At 53.1% G+C, this 18,028-nt stretch carries 17 protein-coding genes and 1 pseudogene; 7 read left to right on the forward strand and 11 right to left on the reverse strand.

Features of this window, described 5'->3' with window-relative positions; translation table 11 throughout:
* Positions 1-140: pseudogene (locus ACTQ34_RS10880) on the reverse strand (IS256 family transposase); the annotation flags it as partial.
* Between the two features lie 65 nt (positions 141-205).
* On the opposite strand from ACTQ34_RS10880, the gene ACTQ34_RS10885 reads away from it, so the two are divergent.
* Genes ACTQ34_RS10885 through ACTQ34_RS10895 form a run of 3 tightly spaced genes read left to right on the forward strand, consistent with a single transcriptional unit; the run spans position 206 to position 1,623 of the window.
* On the forward strand, positions 206-826 hold the full coding sequence (locus ACTQ34_RS10885) for a nucleoside recognition domain-containing protein (protein ID WP_441363833.1): 621 nt from the start codon (positions 206-208) through the stop codon (positions 824-826).
* A gap of 15 nt (positions 827-841) precedes the next feature.
* Positions 842-1,375, forward strand: coding sequence for a nucleoside recognition domain-containing protein (locus ACTQ34_RS10890; RefSeq protein WP_441363834.1), 534 nt, complete (start codon positions 842-844; stop codon positions 1,373-1,375).
* 23 nt (positions 1,376-1,398) lie between these two features.
* The gene (locus ACTQ34_RS10895) at positions 1,399-1,623 is read left to right on the forward strand and encodes a hypothetical protein (RefSeq protein ID WP_441363835.1); all 225 of its coding nucleotides are present in this window, start codon (positions 1,399-1,401) and stop codon (positions 1,621-1,623) included.
* 227 nt (positions 1,624-1,850) lie between these two features.
* Here the strand turns inward: ACTQ34_RS10895 and ACTQ34_RS10900 are convergent, their stop codons facing one another.
* Positions 1,851-4,076: a C69 family dipeptidase gene (locus ACTQ34_RS10900; protein WP_441363836.1), complete on the reverse strand. Its 2,226-nt coding sequence runs from the start codon at positions 4,074-4,076 to the stop codon at positions 1,851-1,853.
* 256 nt (positions 4,077-4,332) lie between these two features.
* Here ACTQ34_RS10900 and ACTQ34_RS10905 point away from each other — a divergent pair, with 256 nt between their 5' ends.
* The 4 genes from ACTQ34_RS10905 (at position 4,333) to ACTQ34_RS10920 (ending at position 6,679) form a co-directional block, all read left to right on the forward strand.
* The gene (locus ACTQ34_RS10905) at positions 4,333-4,644 is read left to right on the forward strand and encodes an ArsR/SmtB family transcription factor (protein WP_441363837.1); all 312 of its coding nucleotides are present in this window, start codon (positions 4,333-4,335) and stop codon (positions 4,642-4,644) included.
* 84 nt (positions 4,645-4,728) lie between these two features.
* Positions 4,729-5,742 (forward strand): permease, encoded by a 1,014-nt coding sequence (locus tag ACTQ34_RS10910; RefSeq protein WP_441363838.1) that lies wholly within the window; start codon positions 4,729-4,731, stop codon positions 5,740-5,742.
* A gap of 58 nt (positions 5,743-5,800) precedes the next feature.
* Complete coding sequence (locus ACTQ34_RS10915) at positions 5,801-6,181, forward strand: thioredoxin family protein (RefSeq protein ID WP_441363839.1); 381 nt, start codon at positions 5,801-5,803, stop codon at positions 6,179-6,181.
* Between the two features lie 36 nt (positions 6,182-6,217).
* Positions 6,218-6,679, forward strand: a complete 462-nt coding sequence (locus ACTQ34_RS10920) for an arsenate reductase ArsC (RefSeq protein WP_441363840.1) — start codon at positions 6,218-6,220, stop codon at positions 6,677-6,679.
* 1,587 nt (positions 6,680-8,266) lie between these two features.
* Here the strand turns inward: ACTQ34_RS10920 and ACTQ34_RS10925 are convergent.
* From ACTQ34_RS10925 to amrA, 9 genes are all read right to left on the reverse strand, one after another.
* Positions 8,267-8,746, reverse strand: a complete 480-nt coding sequence (locus tag ACTQ34_RS10925; protein ID WP_441363841.1) for a flavodoxin — start codon at positions 8,744-8,746, stop codon at positions 8,267-8,269.
* Between the two features lie 131 nt (positions 8,747-8,877).
* Entirely contained in the window at positions 8,878-9,699 is an 822-nt protein-coding gene (locus tag ACTQ34_RS10930) for a DNA-3-methyladenine glycosylase family protein (protein ID WP_441363842.1), read from the reverse strand.
* A 270-nt stretch (positions 9,700-9,969) separates the two neighbouring features.
* On the reverse strand, positions 9,970-12,306 hold the full coding sequence (locus ACTQ34_RS10935) for an ABC transporter permease (RefSeq protein ID WP_441363843.1): 2,337 nt from the start codon (positions 12,304-12,306) through the stop codon (positions 9,970-9,972).
* A complete protein-coding gene (locus tag ACTQ34_RS10940; RefSeq protein ID WP_441363844.1) occupies positions 12,290-12,985 on the reverse strand; it encodes an ABC transporter ATP-binding protein in 696 nt (231 codons plus the stop codon). Before ACTQ34_RS10940 ends, ACTQ34_RS10935 begins: the two co-directional genes overlap by 17 nt.
* Before the next feature lie 63 nt (positions 12,986-13,048).
* Positions 13,049-14,281 carry a sensor histidine kinase gene (locus ACTQ34_RS10945; protein ID WP_441363845.1) on the reverse strand — a complete coding sequence of 411 codons (1,233 nt, stop codon included), beginning with the start codon at positions 14,279-14,281 and terminating at the stop codon, positions 13,049-13,051.
* Entirely contained in the window at positions 14,278-14,976 is a 699-nt protein-coding gene (locus tag ACTQ34_RS10950; RefSeq protein WP_441363846.1) for a response regulator transcription factor, read from the reverse strand. The genes ACTQ34_RS10945 and ACTQ34_RS10950 overlap by 4 nt, the downstream gene beginning before the upstream one ends.
* A 183-nt stretch (positions 14,977-15,159) precedes the next feature.
* On the reverse strand, positions 15,160-15,609 hold the full coding sequence (locus ACTQ34_RS10955; protein WP_441363847.1) for a helix-turn-helix transcriptional regulator: 450 nt from the start codon (positions 15,607-15,609) through the stop codon (positions 15,160-15,162).
* A 164-nt stretch (positions 15,610-15,773) separates the two neighbouring features.
* Entirely contained in the window at positions 15,774-16,598 is an 825-nt protein-coding gene (gene amrS / locus ACTQ34_RS10960) for an AmmeMemoRadiSam system radical SAM enzyme (protein WP_441363848.1), read from the reverse strand.
* Positions 16,595-17,983, reverse strand: coding sequence for an AmmeMemoRadiSam system protein A (amrA, locus tag ACTQ34_RS10965; protein WP_441363849.1), 1,389 nt, complete (start codon positions 17,981-17,983; stop codon positions 16,595-16,597). The genes amrS and amrA overlap by 4 nt, the downstream gene beginning before the upstream one ends.
* Positions 17,984-18,028: the final 45 nt, after the last annotated feature.

Raw genomic sequence — 18,028 nt, forward strand, 5'->3', positions numbered from 1 at the left:
CCGTTTTCCATGAACTCGGCAATGGTTTCCTTGAACAGGCTCTGGATGTCCTCCATGCTGCCTATGTTCGCCATCTGCAGCAGTTCTCTGATTTTTTCCCGACGTGCGTTTTCTTCTGGGGTACGATTCTTTCTAGCCATTACAAAAATCCTCCAATGTGGTGCTCCTATTCTACACCACATCGGAGGTTTACACAAAGTTTGGGATGGTCTCGGAAAAAATCGGTATCGGCGCATGGGTTGCGCTAGTTGTCCTGATTCTTGTTCTATCGGGTGCATTCCGCACAGTGGACGGCCCGCTCAAAGTGCTGGACTTCACCAACCTTTCCGGCTCATTTGGCCAGATCGGCGACACCGGCGCAAACTTGATTGGTTCGGGCGGTACGGGTGCCAAGGATGGTTTTATGGCCGGCTTCAACCTTATCCCCGCCGTCATGTTCTTCTGCGGCCTGCTGGGCGTATTTGAACAGCTTGGTGCTTTCAAGGCATCCGATATTGTATTCCGTCCACTGCTGCGCCCTCTCATGGGAATCCCCGGCAAATGCGGCATTGCGTTTATCTCCAGCTTTACCGGCTCGGATGTAGCTGCCGTCATGACCCGTGAACTATATGAAAACGGCGAAATTACCGACGATGAGCGAACCATTTTTGTGGCCTATCAATATGCCGGTTCCGCGTGTATCAACAATACCATCACCGGCGGCGCACCGCTGGTTGCCATTTGTCCGGTTGCGCTTGGACCCTGTATCGTTATCATGTTTGTGTGTAAGCTGATCGGCGCCAATATCGTTCGTCTGGTGCTGCATGCCAAAAGAAAAAAGGCTTAAAGGGAGGATAACCAAATGAGTGCAGAAGTTAAAACGGCATCTGTCACGCAGCCATCCGCTCCGGCGGCTCCAGCCGCGGTGAAGAAGCCGTCTATCGTCGATACTTTTCTCAAGGGCTGTGCCAAAGGCTTTAAAGTCGGCATTGAAAACATCACACCGGCTATGATTCTCGGCTATGTGCTGGTTTATATTTTGCAGGAAACCGGTCTGATGGATCTGCTCGGCACTGTGATGGCCCCTGTCATGGGACTGTTCGGTCTGCCCGGTGAAGCCTTTGCGGTACTGATTTCCGCGTTCTTCGCAAAGGCCTCCGGCTGCGCGACCGCCGCTTCCATGTATCAGGCCGGCGCGTTGACGCTGGGCCAAGCCTCCATGATGCTGCCCGCCTGTATTCTGATGGGCACCCTGATCGGCCACTATGCCCGTATTGTACTGGTCACCGGTTCAAACAAGAAATGGCATCCTCTTCTTATCGGTATCTGCCTGCTGGATGCAGCAATCAGCCTTGTTATCATGCGCATCATTCTTACCGCCATGGGTGTGCAATAACATACCGGAAAGGAGCAGTTCTCATGTTATCCAGACAGCGCGGCCTTCAACTGGAGGCTTTTGGCAGCATACTGATTGTCACCGTGATGCTGGCCGACCGATTCCTGTTCACTTTGCAGGATGGATTTGTGCTGACAGCTGCAATCGCTTCCGCTGTATTTCTCACCATTGGCATCCATGTTGTCAAACGGGCTGACGAACAAGCCCAACAGGAAGCTGAAAAGCAACAATCCTCCCATCACCCGTAGACACCCCTTCCCTCCAAGCCTCATGCCGTCGCGTTTGCTGCGGCATGAGGCTTTTCAAATCCATTGTGCAGGTTCTTTGCTCAGAAAAATCTGTCTTTTCCTGCTGCACATTCCATGGCACTGCCGCAAAATATCAGAAACCCTATCGCCGGACAAAAGACAAAACAGAAAAACCAAGCCGAGCAGCATATCGCTGCCCGGCTTGGCTTGTTTTACTACGAAAAGAATCAGGAAATCTGCTGTAAGTAACGCATCAAAACAACCGCTACTTCCGCACGGGTGGCATTGCCCGCAGGGCTGAGGGTTGTATCGCTGCTGCCGGTTATCAGACCTTCCGATACTGCCCATGCAAGCATCGGCTCGGCATAGCTGGAAATTTCGGCAAAATCCGTATAGGCGCTCATATCTGCACGGGCCGAAACATCCTGCCCCTTGTATTGGGCATAGCGATACAGAATGGCTGCCATCTGCTCGCGAGTGATATTTTCATCCGGCGCAAATTGATTTTCCTCTACACCATTGACAATCTTATTTTCTGCCGCCCATGCAACCGCATCCGCATACCATGCGCTATCCGCCACATCGATAAAGGCAGCATCCGAAGCCGCAGGCTTATTCTCGATGTTGTACAGCACCTGTACCATCATGCTGCGAGACAGCGCCACATCCGGCTCAAACGTGGTATCTCCCGTACCGTTCATCACACCGTTGCTGACCACATACTCTACCGCGTCGGCATACCACGCAGAAGATGCAACGTCGTCAAAGCCTGTCTCCTCTTCGGCTGCCATATCGATGGAGTAGGTCGGCATCTTGTTCTCAGTCAAAACTGTGGGGGTAAACACATCGTCCTTGGTCAGCTCACCCGCCTTGTCCTGCGCGATGAAAGCACGCAGCTCGGTCAGGATGCTCTTGGCGTTTGCAAACGCCTCTTCCGAAACCGCTTTCCCCAATGCTGTCGCCGTCTTCTCAGCCTGCTCCGGGCTTTCCGCATAAATGCGTTCCATCTCTTCATCTACCGCAGCCTGCTGCTCAATGAGTGCTTTCTGGTATTTTTCCCAATACAGCTTGACATTTGTTCCGTAACGTGCGCGGTCGTTATCACACAGGTCGTTGATGGCGGTAAATACCCAGTAAGCCGAGGTTTCCGCCGGAAAATCCGCATCGTCCAGCACTTCTTCAATATTTTCTGCATCCGTACTGTACTCGGTCTGGAAAATCTCCGACGTATCGGTCAGCAGATTGCTGTAATACGGCAGATAAACCGAGAATTCCGCGCGGGACATAGCCTGCCACTGCACAGTCGCCAATGCTTCCGGCATATCGCTGCGAATCTCAAAAATGTGGCATTCTGCCTGACGCTCGTTGCCGATGGCCGTGCCGTTCGGATTATTCTCCGGATTGTTATCCGCCGCATATTCCGTACCTTCACCGCGGTAAGCCAACAGGCGCAGCACTTCATAAGTGGTCAGCTCATGGTCCGCCTCAAACAGCATATTGAACGGGCCTTCGGGTGCAGCCTCGCCTTCGCGCTCGACCGAAACCGTTTCCGACAGTGCTTCATTCAGATAGTTAACACCCTGCCAGTACCGGAAATACTGCCCATTGCCGAAATCTTCCGAACCATAGGTTTTCTGGATGTCAATTTTGGTAATCTTCTCATCGGCTACCTCACCCTTCTGCGAAGAAACCAGAAAATCATTCTCCAGCGGCAGAGAAATCAACGCATCCGATGCAATGACATTTTCCGTATCGGAAACATCAATCTCGTTCATCACTACCATGTTCGGGTTAACCGAAACCTTATCCGCCGGCATCTTGACCGCAACATACTGATGACCGGACAGCGTTTCAAAGTCCCACACTTCGTTGGCATCACTGATGGTGAACGAGTTGCACTCCCCGGAGCCATAGGTATCAATGATCTTGGCCAGCTTCTCGACACCGTCTCGCGCGGACTCCGCCGTCATCAGGACAACCGAGTTGAGGGAGATTTCACAAATACCCGTCTCCACCAACGGATCGGCTGCCTCGGCTTTTTCATTATTCGCCGTCGAAACCGTCGCACTCATCGCAACACCGTTTTCGTTCATACCGACTTCGCCATAGGCTTCTCGCACGAGATTGCCGTTCGCATCCACAACAGATTCACCCATCTCCACCGAATCACGCATGACGGTGTAACGATAGGTATGCGCCGGATACGGCATGGAGAATCCATATGTATCTTCATACATCTCGCCGTCCGCATGGTCGGCCGCCGGACGCACTTCAAATACTTTATCGTACAGTTTACCGATGTCCTCGGAGCGGCCCACGTAAGTCGACCCATTCGCCGACTGCTCACTGCCGACATACACCCCGCAGCACGCGCCTGCACTAACGCTGGTGCTCGCCGCAATCACCGCAGCCAGTGCAACCGCACCAAACCGCTTATGCCATTTCTGATCCATTTACTTCATCCCTTTTTTTAATTTACCGCCTTTTGGCAGTCGTGTTTTTTACTATAGCATCTTTCCCTCGGAATTTCAATTATTTGCATATAATTTTTGAATATTTTTTCGAGTATATGAATAAATAACCACTCGCACTCGCGTCACTTTGCTTTTCTTCCCAAATAAAATTACAGTATAATATATTGACATTTCTCGATACGAGTTATATACTCTTTTTAAATCGAATAATTTAAATTTGAGGAGGCAAATTTTCATGCGCAATCACGCAGCGGATGCGAAGGTGTTCAAAGCATTTTGCGATGTCAACCGCCTGCAGATTTTGGAATTGCTGCGCAGCGGCGAAAAGTGTGCCTGCGTTTTGCTGGAGGATTTGCAAATCAGTCAGTCCACACTTTCCTATCACATGAAAATCTTATGTGATTCCGGCATCGTGGTCAGCCGCACCGAGGGCAAATGGACGCACTATGCCATCAGCGACCAAGGTAGTGAAAAGGCAAAGCAACTGCTTGCGGAGCTGACACGCAAATCCATCTGCCCGCAGACGGGCTGCGCTTGCGAAGGGTAAAAGCCATCGTTTAGCCGATGGCTTTTCTTCCGATTATCAAATCGAAAATTTTAGAACTATTGCCCACTGAAAGGAGTATACTTTATGGAAGTGCTTCGTACCATCTGGCTGTTCTTCCAGAATCAAATTCTGGGAATGAAGTGGCTCAATGCCTTGATTGGGAACGGTCTGGAAGCCATCGGCCTAAATCCAAACGGCCTCGCAGGCGGCAGCCTGCAATTCTTCTTATACGACACCATCAAAATTTTTGTCCTTCTATCCGTATTGATATTCGGTATCTCATATATTCAAAGCTACTTTCCGCCCGAGCGCACCCGACAAATTTTGGGTCGGTTCCACGGTATCGGCGCGAACACCGCATCTGCCTTGCTCGGTACGGTAACCCCTTTTTGTTCCTGCTCATCCATCCCCATTTTCATGGGCTTTACCAGCGCAGGCCTGCCGATAGGCGTGACCTTCTCCTTTCTCATCTCCTCCCCGATGGTGGATCTTGGCTCACTGGTATTACTGATGAGCGTTTTCGGCGCAAAGGTTGCGGTTGTGTATGTCATTCTCGGCCTGATCATCGCGGTTGTCGGAGGAACGTTGCTGGAAAAGCTGAATATGGACCGCTATGTAGAGGATTTCATCAAAACCGCACCATATATGCAAACCGAAAACGGAACGCTCACACGCCACGAGCGGATCGAATTTGCCAAAGAACAACTGCTTAGCACCATCAAAAAGGTGGCGCCCTATATCTTTATCGGCGTCGCAATCGGTGCGGTGATTCACAACATGATTCCGCAGGCATGGGTGGAGACCATTCTGGGCAGCAGCAATCCTTTTGCGGTCATTCTTGCTACGGTAGTGGGCATTCCGATGTACGCCGACATCTTCGGCACCATCCCCGTTGCGGAAAGCCTGCTGTTCAAGGGTGCCGGACTTGGTACCATCCTCTCTTTTATGATGGCGGTCACCACATTGAGTCTGCCTTCCCTCATCATGCTTAAAAAAGCGGTAAAGCCCAAACTATTGGCAGTGTTTATTGCCATCTGTACCGTAGGTATCATACTGGTCGGCTATTTCTTTAATTTCTTTCAGTATTTTTTGATGTAAGGTCATAAATGTATTTCTCATTCAAAATATACACACTATATTCAGGAGGTTTTTTGTCATGGGACTGTTCGGTTTAGGAAAGAAAAAGAATTCGGAGGAAAAAGCGCCCGCCTGTGCCTGCCAGTGCGGCTGTCAAGCAGCCGAAGCAAGCACCACAGAAACTGCAAAAGAGCACATCGAAACCGATGCATGTATACTTTCCATCAAGGTGCTGGGCACTGGCTGTGCTTCCTGTCACACGCTGCTGGAAAACACAAAACAGGCAGTCGCCGGTATGGGACTGGACACGAAGGTAGAATACGTGACCGATATGGCGCAAATCGCCGGTTACGGCGTCATGCGCATGCCCGCGCTGGTTATCAACGAAAAGCCGGCAGTTATGGGCAAGGTCCTCAAGCCAGAAGAGGTCGCTGATATCCTAAAAGGGATATGCAGCTGAGTGCATATAAAGCAAACTGCTTGAAAGGAATATAATATGAACCAAGATTACCGTCCGGTCACGGGCAACCGTTTAGAAAGCGAAAAAAACGTGCTGCGATGCACTGGAAAGCCCAAAGTCTGTTTTCTCTGCGTGCACAATTCCTGCCGCAGCCAAATAGCAGAAGCACTGGGGAAACAGCTTGCCGGCGATGTGTTTGAAAGCTACTCCGCCGGTACGCAGCGGCAAGACCGCATCAACCCTGATGCAGTCCGCATGATGAAGCAGCTGCACGGTATCGACATGGAGAAGACGCAATATAGCAAGCTGCTCTCCGATATCCCCCAGCCGGATATTGTCATCTTCATGGGCTGCAATGTCAGCTGTCCTCAGGCCCGTTATCAGTATGCGGAAAACTGGGGACTGGATGATCCATCCGGCCAAAGCGATGAGGTTTTTGCAGAAACCATCGAAAAAATTGAGAAAAATGTGCTTGCATTGAAGAAAAAGCTGCAATGATTGCGGCAAATTCTATTCACTCCACACCTAATAAAAGCCGCAGACTGCAACAAAAAGTTGCGGCCTGCGGCTTTTATGATCGGTCTGTTATCCATTGCATGCCGCCAAAAGCGGCATGCAATAGGCGAATATTATACCACCGGAGTTACGGTTTCAGCAGGCAATTTTTCACAAGAAGTGCAAATATCCTCCTCCGAAACGCCATTGCAGCTGACAAAGCTGTCACCTACAGTTGCAACCGCACCGAACTCAACCGGCACCGCAACACAAATATCCTGCGAAATGGTAAAAACGCAGGAACCGTTCTTTACGCCACCGCATACTTCACGTCCCGGAATGACAACCGGAGAGCCGCAGCAATATCGCCATATCTCATGCTGCTAAGAAACTTGTACGGCTGATCTACGCCATGGAGAAATCAAACCGGCCTTATAATAGCGCCGCATAATCTTCTCGCTCTCATAAGCTCAGCCAGATGTCCAAACGGACGTCAGCTTTGCTATACCCTTTTTGAACTGTCTCCAATTCCTTGCCAAACCACACTTTTTAGACTTGACTTTTAATAGTTAGTCTTTCTGGCAGTTGCCATTTTCATATTATGTGTCAAATCCCAGCACGTTCCTCGTGCGTTCATGTTTTGCAAACCAGCCAACAAGGCTCACAGATCTAAAATGCTGAGACCAGCGCATTCGAGATCTGGATATTACGCATTCATCCGCTAAAAATCCCACATTGCGATTTTCGGGTTCGACAGTGATGCGGATTTCTCACTTGTCATCCCTACTCACGAAGAAAAATGTATCAGTTATCTGAGCAGCCAATTGCCGCCGCAAAACGATTAAAGTCATCATGGAATATTGCTTGCAAAAGAAAGACTCCGCTTAATTGAACTGCTTCAGTTTATCGGGACAGCACAAAAAAGAGTCTCTGATAGGAAATATTGAATTTTAGTCGGAGAGGCGTTGCGCAAGCGGCACCTCTCCTGTTTTTTTCCGGATGCGCTCGTGGTTCCAAAAATAGATGTAACGGTTGTCCATTCGGTTTGCCTCGGAAAGAGCAGCGGGCTTGTGCTGGCAAATGCACTCTATTATGAGAATAAAAAATATCCGTTACCCACTTGCTGTTAGGTCTGTCCGCGGGAAAATTCCAGTTCAGGAGATTCTCGGACTTGTGGAGCTCCCGCCTCATCTGACTTCATCTCCTGCGTCGACAGCTCTCCGACAGCCAATCATATTTCGTCATGATCCGCAGCACCGTTTTGGGGTTTCGGCTTACAGCTTGCGTTTTTTTCTACGCACCCGCTCAAGAGGAGTTCATTGAACATATCTGCAATTTTCGACTTCATTTCTCCCGACATAGCGAATCCCCTTCATGCTCTCCGCAGCGGGTATTATGTCCAATACCATTTTCACGCAAAAAATCGCTGTGAAGCTACCGCTTCACAGCGACCCACACCTTCTTTTTCAGCACAAATTTAATCGAGTGGTCCTGCATCTCCACCCCACATGTAACCGTATAAACGCTTGTTGCATTCTTTACTCTGCATGTCGGCTGCGGTGCATTCCCGCGCTGCGTCTACGCATTTTATCACAGCTTCAATCCTTCCACCCAAGACTTCAGCTCGGCCTCACTCAGCCGACCACGCAGCAGTCGCCCATCTAAAATCCTAGCTCCAGGGGCACTGTTTTGCAAACCGGCTGCCGACTTCCCCAATCCGCTGCCGCCGGAGGTAGCGAACAGGACAATAGTCTTGCCGGTAAAGTCATAGCTCTCCAGAAAAGTGTTGATAATAGTAGGCGCGACATACCACCAGATGGGGAACCCTAAAAAAATGACATCATAGTCGGCAATCCGGGCATCCGTATCGACCAGTGCCGGACGAGAGTTTTTATCCTGCATCTCCACGCTGCTGCGAGAACCTTTGTCCATCCAGTTCAAATCGGCGCTGGTATAGGGTACTGCCGGCTTTATTTCATAGAGGTCCCCTCCTGCGGCCTTAGCTAGAACCTCTGCTGCCTTTGCGGTGTTACCACTGGCGGAAAAATAGGCAATCAATGCTTTTTTCACAATGAACTCCTCCTTTTCTCCTATTGTAACGCCCGAATTACAAAATGTAAAATACTTAATTATCATCTATGGATATGCCCAAAAAGCATATCCATGCCGTCTTTTTGCAGCAAGGAGATACATTATTGGCCCTACACTGTTTCCACTTTGTGGTTCTGCGCATAATAGAAAAAATACTGCTGCATAATTCCGGCATCCTCGCCGTACCGCTCGAAAGGATTGTGTCCCTTGTATTTCTGCTGAATAATCTTCTGTATCCATGTATCGACAGGCGCACAAGAGGTCCGGCCATAGGCAAACAACGCCACGCAGTTTGCCACCTTTACTCCGACGCCACGCACCCTTTCCAGCTCGGACAGCAACGCATCGTCAGAAAGATTCTTTATTGCATTCAAATCCAAATTCCCCGATACAACCTGCTGCACTGCATCGCAGATATAAGTGGCCCGGTATCCAGCTTTACAAGCGATAAAATCCTCCGCGGATGCATCTTTCAGCTGCAAGGCCGTGGGAAACATGTAAAGCGTTTCTCTCTGTGTCTCAATCTTTGTGCCATATCGCTTACTGAGCATCTCCACTACAGAGCGGATGGCCGGAATGCTTTTCCGTTGAGATATGATAAAGGTTATCAGCATCTCCCAAGGATCCTGACGGAGGATACGAATGCCTGCACCGGTTTGAGCGGCCAGACTCAGGAATGCATCATCCTCCGGAATCATCCTGCTGATGGCGCGGTAATTCCGCTCCAAATCGAAATAAGGGCTCCACACTTGTTCCCATATATCCTGCTCACAGCTTACCTCGTAGACTTCATCTGAGCGTTTTCGGATATATAGCACCTGTTCTCCGATGATAAAGCGGTAGGTTCCTCCGCCGAGCGAAACCGCACGGAAGCATTGGCCGCTGTCGATGATTTTTCCCAAATCAAACAAATCGGGGATGCGAATCTCCATATCGTTTCTCCTTCATAATGAGATAAGTCTCTCATAGTATAATCCCTTTTCTCTAAAGCGGCAAGGCATGACGCACCGTCCATCGACATCCCTTCTTCCGGTCGGCGCAACATTGATATCGTAGAATAAAAGTTTTGCACCAGCTTTGCATATGCTGTCGCAATAGCATAGCCAATGCCAAAGGAAGCACCGGCACCCAACGCAACTTTACCTTATTTTTCTCCCCACAAACACCAAACGGCAGCAGGCTTACGCCTGCCGCCATTTTTCTTACTGCGCGCTAATCGTATCCACGATGGACATGGCGCGAATGCGTTTAGCCGGACTCCAGATAGCGAGCAGTGCCGCTGCCAGCATGACCAGCAGAATCACGCCCAGCGCACCCCACGGCATATACCATGCGTTGCCCCAGTTTGGCGTGACCATATTCTCAAAGCTGAACCGGTTGAGCGGCAAACCAACCGCGCAGCCCACAAGGATACCGCTGCAAACATAGGTCAGCGTCTCAGCCGCTATCATGCGCAGCAGCTGGCGGCCGCTCATGCCGACCGCGCGCATCGCGCCGTACTGCTTCATGCGGGCGGATACGCTCATCGAAATGCTGTTCACAATATTAAGCACGGTGATGAGCGCAATCAGCGCCAGAAAGCCGTAGAAAAACAGTGCAAAGGCGTAATAGGTGCCGCGCACCTCACTGTTGCTCAGCAGACGGTTGGAAAAGGCATAGTCGGTGCCCGCAAGCCGCCGAATCTGCTCAACCTGCTCGTCGGTCTTGCCGTGTTGCAGCTGCACATCGATAATTGTATAGTTGCTTTGGCCGGTGATGGCGGTAAACAAGCTTTCCGAACAGATGACCGTGTCCGAACTAGTTGCAAACGGCGTATAGTTCAGCGTCGCCGCCACCGGGAACATTTTTTCGCCCTGCGGCGTGTCGAACACAACTGTGTCGCCCGGTTGGTAGCCGCTGCCTTCCTTGTCGAGCAGCAGCACGCCCGCGCCGTTCCGCGCGACCTGCAAGTCGCCATCTTTGACCATATCCTCTGCCCAGCCGAACTGGTTTTCCTCAAAGGAGACCAGCATAATGTTGACCTCCGTGCCGTCCACCTGCCCCGGCAGGTCGTAGGCAAAGCTGCGGCCATACACCCGCTCGACAAATGGCAGTGCGCCGATCTGTTGCGCGAGCGCCTTGGGCACGGTACAACTGTTGTCTTTGCTCAGCACCGACGCATCCGGTGTGTATGGCTGCAGCGGCTTGATCGCGCTTTGCATGAAGTCCAGCGTCGGGCTGAAGCTCAGAAACAGGATGATGCTGAACGCAAACGATCCGGTCAGCAGCAGGAAATTCTTGCGGCTTGCCAGTGCATGGTGTATACCGAGCCTCACTTCAACCGGCACGCGCCCTGCGCGCACTGCCTTGCGGCAAGCCATACCCGGCGCGGCGTTGCCGGAAACCGCTGTCAACGGCGACACGCGCGACGCCCGGCGCGCCGGGGCGCGCGCAGCGAGCAGCACGGTCACAAGGCCGATCACTGTGCCGCATATCAGGCTGACCCAGCTGACCCCGAACACCGGCATGTCGCCAAAATAAAAGTCGCTGGCCTGCCGCAGCACGTCGCACAATCCCCAGATCGTAACGACGCTAAGCGCCAGCCCTGCCGGGATCGCGCCGACGCATAATTGCAGCGCTTCGCGCCGCACCAGTCGTTTGACCTGTCGGGGTGTCGCGCCTAGACAGCGCAGCATGCCGAAAAACGCGGTGCGCTGCGCGACGTTGCTGTTGAGGCTACCCGCAATCATCAAAATGCCCGCCGCGACGACCAGCACCGCAAGCACCGCCGCGATCAGGTACAATCGCAGCATGGCAGAGTCATCGGTCTGCAAGGTCAGCGTCAACAGCTGGATGTTCTGCTGCACCTGACTTTCATCCAGATGGTACACCGCGCAGATTTCGTCAATCGTCTGCGGGATGCGGCAGTGCGGTGCAAAGGCGACATAGAGTGTAAAGTCCTCCGGCTTGGTGTCGGGCATAAAGTGTGTCCGATAGCCGTCGATATTGAAAAACAGCGCGTATGCCCCGCTTTGGGACAGCAGCGGGTTATTGCCGGTAAAGCCGGACAGGGTGACGGTAAGCGGTCCTTCTGGCGTCTCCAACGTGATTGTGTCGCCCACCGACAAACCGAGCTGGATTTTCATATCCTTCGTTGCAAGTGCTTCGGTCGCGGCCCGCGGAAACGTGCCGTCCTCGATCTCAAGCGCAGGAAACAGTGTCAACATAGACTTATCAAAGCCGCAGATGCCAGTTTGTACGTCGTTGACTGTGTAGTCCAAATTTAGGTCATAGTTCGTCACGGCATAACGGCTGCTGATTTCCACCTCAGGGCGCAGCGCGATCAGGCTTTGCTCCCGGTCGGTCAGTCCGGGGAACGCCGCGTGCCACGCGCCCTGCTCAAGCATGGTCCGCTGCGTCATGCCGCGGATCTCCATATCCGCCATGCCGAAGATACCCGCGATCAGAAACACGGCCAGCACGATGCAAAGCCGGGTTAGGAGAGTCTGCCGCCGGTGTACGCGCGCGGAAATCGGAACCAGATCAAGATAATGCTTCATCGGTGGTCCCTCCCAGATCGGTCAGCACGCCATCCGACACTTGCAGCACCCGGTCAACGCCAGTGGTCAGATGCCGGTTATGCGTAATCATCAGAATGGTCTGCTGATAGCGGCGGGACGCCTGCGTCAGCAGCGTCATCACGTCCTGACTGTTGCGGCTATCCAGATTGCCGGTTGGCTCGTCAGCCAAAATCAGCTTGGGCCGGGTAATAAGCGCGCGACCGATCGCAACGCGCTGCTGCTGACCGCCGGACAGCTGGCTGGGCAGATGGTGGCGGCGGTCGGTCAGTCCGAGCAGGTCAAGGATTTCGTCCACCTCCGCCGAGTCTGGCTTGCGGTAGTCCAGCAGCAGCGGAAACGCAATATTCTGCTCGACATCCAGTTCTCCAATCAGATGGAATGACTGAAAAATGAATCCGATGTTTCGCCGCCGAAAAATTGTGCGCGCCTCCTCCTGCATAGCGAACAGATCCTGTCCGTCTATGCGGATATGACCGGATGTGGGTGTGTCCAACGCGCCGATGCAGTTGAGTAGTGTGCTCTTTCCCGATCCAGATTCACCCACCACAGCGGCAAACGTGCCCTTTTCCAGTGAAAAAGAGACATGCCGCAGTGCGTCCACCCGCGTCTCCCCCGTTCCGAAGGTCTTGCAAACATCCTCTATCTGTAGTATTTCCATGACATGATAACCTCCTTTCCTCCAAACTTAGCACTGCAATCTTACAACCGGATGAATTTTTCCTTACGATTGTGTAAGCGGGAAAGAAATCGTGAACGCCGCGCCCTGTCCCGGCTCACTCTGCACCGAAAGCAGTCCGCCCTGCCTCTCGACGATAGATTTGCTCAGCGGCAGCCCCAGCCCAACGCCCGGTGTATGCAATGTGCGCTCGCTGCGGTAAAACCGCTTAAAGATATGGTGGATATCCTCAGGCGCAATGCCGCAGCCGTCGTCCTCTACTTTAATCTGCATCAGCACCGGCGTACACGCCCACGAGATAAGGACTTCCCCGCCATACTCGGTGTGATCGAGCGCATTCTTGACCAGATTACCAATGGCTTCGCTCGTCCACGCCGGATCGCAGACCAACTGCTGCGTAGGATCGCCGTCCAGCCGAATGCTTTTCCCCTCCCGCTGCGCGCGCGTCAGCAGATCCTGCACGGCGCTTTGCGTCAGTTCAGCCACCGCGACTGACCGTTGTTCAAATCGAATACTGCCCGCGTCCAGTCGGGCAATCTTGAGCATCATTTGAATGAGCGTCTCCATGCGCCGCAGCGACGCCCCCATTTTGGCGGCAAATTCGCGCACGACAGCGGCATTATCCGGCTCATCCGCAATAATCTCCTGATACATCATCATCGCCGCGAGCGGCGTTTTGAGCTGATGCGAGATATCCGACATGGTTGCTTTGAGGAACTCCTTGTTTTGTCGTTCGTTTTGTTCCTTGGCCTGCAAAATCGTAGCCATTTGCTCCACCGCCGCAAAGAACTGAAACAGACTCCCCTCTCGATGCTGCGGCAGACGGGTGGAATAATCGCCATCGATGTAGCGACGTACGGTCTGTGCCGCACACTCATAAACGCGCCTGCGGAATATCAAAAACCGCAGTGTTCCGGCAAACAGCACAAGAATCAGCCCTGCACATCCCACAACCACCGCAGCTCCCAGCGTCCGCTGAAATGCATCCAACATCGGCAGCAGCCGGGCGGAGGTTCTCTCTGTCATGCCGAGCAGCTCCATCAGGCGCAGCCCATCCGATGTGACGCCGTCGCTTTTCAGTGCGGACGCGACAATGGTCTCCGATACGCCCTGCCCCAGCAACGCAGACGCAATTTCTGCGCTGCGGTCAAGATACAAATTTTGTGCTGCCCGCCCGTACACCGCGCTGAACAGCATTCCCGCCGCGAACAGCATCACCGCAAACAGCAGGAGAAAACAGACAAACCAACGCACCTGTCGGTCCTGAAGCAAGGTCACGGCATGTCCTCCTTCCACTGGTAGCCAAAGCCGCGAACGGTGCGCAGACGACGCGGCTGGGAGGGGTCATCCTCCACCTTTTCGCGCAGCCGCCGCACATAGACTGACAGGGTATTGTCGTCCACGAAATCCCCGGCATCATCCCAAAGCTCGTTCAAAATGACCTCGCGCGTCATCACACGACCGGCGTTACGCACGAGCAGACAGAGCAAGCGATATTCTGCACTCGTGAGTTCCAGCGGTCGGCCATTGAGCGTAACACGACTTCCCAGCAGGTCAATCCGAACCGCACCGCTTTGCAGATATTGTCCCTGTCCCGCCTTTGTCAGGCCCGCTCGGCGCAGCAGCGCCCGGATACGTGAGCACAGCTCGCCCAGTCGAAAAGGTTTGGTGATATAATCGTCTCCGCCGCAGTCCAGCCCTCGAATAATGTTCACTTCCTCGTCGGACGCGGTCAGAAATAAAATCGGCACAGCACTGCCTGCGGCGCGCACAGCTTCACATACGGCAAAGCCCGTGCCGTCCGGCAGCGTCACATCCAGAATCAGCAAATCAAAACGGTCCAGCTGCGGCAGACATACCAGCGCTTCTGCCACCGTATGCACCACCTCAACCGCAAAACCATTTTTATGCAGCGAATAGGTCAGACCGTCAACCAGACTACGGTCGTCTTCCAGTAACAGCAGTTGATACAAGAAAATCCCTCCGTCTTTTAACCGGATGCTGTCATTATAGCATATCCGGACACAATTTTGCGCAGCCTTACAAAACTGTAAGACTGCCGATACGCCGTCTGTCGCAAGCAAAAGAATACTGCTTGCACAAACAAAAGAGCTAACTGACTTTTTCCATCAGTTAGCTCTTTTGTTGCCTCACGCTTACATCTGTCCCTTCCAAACACGGGCCAGAATATCCTTGAGCACCAGCAATGCATCCGTATTATTGTAACCATATTCCACCCGCAGACGGGTCAGCATCTCCCGCAGCACGGGTGCATAATCGCTGATATGCACCTTCTCATGATAGGTAGCCAGCACCGGGTATTTTTTACTCCACACCATGTTCCAGTCAATTCTGGCCTGTGCCTCATCGCTGACACTTTCAATCATCTGCTGCGCCTGCTGTTCATCAAAATCATATTCTATCAACTCATCCAACGTCATGTGATAGAGTACCGCCAGCCGTTTGGACTGGCGAATATCCGGCAACGTCTCATCAGTTTCCCATTTCGAGATAGTCTGACGGCTGACACCCAGCTTTTCAGATACATTCTCCTGAGAAAGTCCGCTCTTTTTCCGGGCATGGTACAAACTGCTGCCCAAACTCATATTTTTTCCTCCTGATTTGATATTCTGTCTGTCAGTATACCGGTGCGATGGACAAATTTCCACCAACCAAAGCTGCCAGTTTCGCCCGTTTTGTTAACACAGGTACGTCATTCGCTCCGGCCCACGCTGGTGCGGAGAAAATCTTGGAACGCTCCTCTAAGGGTTCAGCAGTTACCCGTGTACACATACCGCAGCTGCTCTCGCGCCACGTCCGCCAAGCGGTAAATAGTTTCCACCGGCGTAGGAGGCCGGTTCGCCATACGGTGACGCGGGAAAAAGCGGGAGATGTGCAGCGGAATATCTGGGCGGACCGCAGAAAGCCACGCAGACAGCGCGCGCATCTCGTCCTCGCTGTCATTTTCACCCGGTACAATCAGCGTCGTAACCTCCACATGGCAGACTTGCGCTGCCAGTATGATGGACCGCTGGACCGTTTCCAAATCGCCGCCCAAGGTACGATACCATTCTTTGGTAAACCCTTTTAGGTCGATGTTGACTGCGTCAATCCACGGCAGCAGGGCGCGCCAAGGTTTTTCCTCTATCGTACCATTCGTTACCAGTATATTGCGAAGCCCCGCCTCATGCACAAGCATCGCGCAATCGCGCACATATTCATAGCTGACCAGCGGCTCATTGTAGGTGTATGCCACGCCAATGTTACCACGCGCTTGCAATCGAACAGCTTTATGCACCAACGCTTCGGGTGAGCAGTCCTGCGCAGGAGTATCCACGCCCGCCGCAGCGATTTCCGCATTCTGGCAGAACGGACAGCGCAGATTGCAGCCGAAGCTGCCCACCGACAGCACCCAGCTGCCGGGATGAAAGCGGCGCAGCGGCTTTTTTTCGGTAGGGTCAAGTGCAAGCGCGGTCAGCTTGCCGTAATTGAGCGGAACGATTTTCCCTTCTCGGTTCGCTCTGGCGCGGCACAGACCGGTCTGCCCCGTATCCAGATTACAGTGATGAAAGCAGAGATTGCATTGCACACTCATAAATGCCGCACCACCTCAAACCGCTCCATTTTGTACGGTTCATCCGCCCGGATGCCGCCCTTCTGGCGCGCAATATCGACCTGCTGCGCCACCGTGTCCACACCGTCCAGATCGGGCAGCAGCAAACCGCGCCGCGTGCCGCAGGAAATGATCACGCCGTAACGCTTCGGGTCGAGTTGTTCAAAAGACTCTACAGGTTCTGGCTCACCCAGCACATCCACACTGTATTCCAGTTCCTCCAGTTCCTCCGGGTGCACCGGAGGAAAGCGTGGATCACGCGTACCTGCAGACACCGCGTTCTGCACGATCTCCTGCGCGACATTTGTCTGCGTGGCCTCGATAGTGCCAATGCAGCCGCGCAGCTGCCCGCCGATGTGCAGCGAAACAAACGCACCTGCCGCCCGCCGGGTCAGCTCATCCGGCAATCCGTCCGGCAGGTGCTCCAGCCGGCTGCCGGTACGCACATAAGTTTCGAGTGACAGCCGTGCCAACCGCACCCAAGCATCCTCGCCCGCACGGCGTTTCTCCAGACGGTCACGCTGTGCTTGCGCGCAAGCGGAAGCACAGCGGCGGCTGGCATCCTGTCCCGTAACCGGGAAAAGCGCCACAGCATAGCCCACACCAAAGGTGCCTTCATGACTGAGCAGCTGCGGTGCAACAGCTAATTCATCCAGCGCGCCCGCCATAATCTGAAAAGAGCGCAGTCCGCACTCTGCCGCCCGTTCGCAAAATGCCGGGTTCATCGTGAGAAATTGCATAAAATCGCCCGACGCCATTGCTCTTGTGACAGTCTCATCAAATTTAGGGCCTTCCGGCGCAAAGCCATAAGGTCCGTCGGCCTTCAGTTTATACGACAAGTCACCGCTGGCTACAAACACTGCGCGGCGCCCCAACGTCTCAACAGCTTCGGCTATGCACTGGCCCAACCGATAATGTGCCAGCGGTGAAAAGCCGGATAACCCCATGCGCACAATTGGGCAGACAACACCTGCTTTGCGCAAAAAATAGAGTGGAATCGATACGCCGTGATCGAGTTCCGGTTCGCGCTGGCCAAGGGTGCCTGCTTTTAGGTCTGCCTGCTGCGCCCGACGCACAATTTCATCCCGCAGCAGCGTATCGTATTCAACCTGTATGCGCACCTGCGGCGCGCCAAACGCGGTCATATCTCCCACTGCGACTTTGCCGGGGGCAATGTGAAAATAATCTCCGTACAAGATGGTATGCGGCGAGGCCACAATGAGCACATCCAGTTTCCACCCGGCTACCTGATCGGCTGCAGCGCGCATGCTTCGACCAGTGGCGGCGATTTCTTTTTCCCGACCACGCCCTACCTCGGGCAGCAGCACTGGCGGATGCGGGGTCAAAACAGCTCCAAGCATTGGCATATCATCGGTCACTCCTCTCGACTTACCAAATTCTATTTTCAGTAT

Origin of the sequence: Agathobaculum sp. LCP25S3_E8 (assembly GCF_052117165.1) — a bacterium.
GTDB lineage: Bacteria > Bacillota > Clostridia > Oscillospirales > Butyricicoccaceae > Agathobaculum.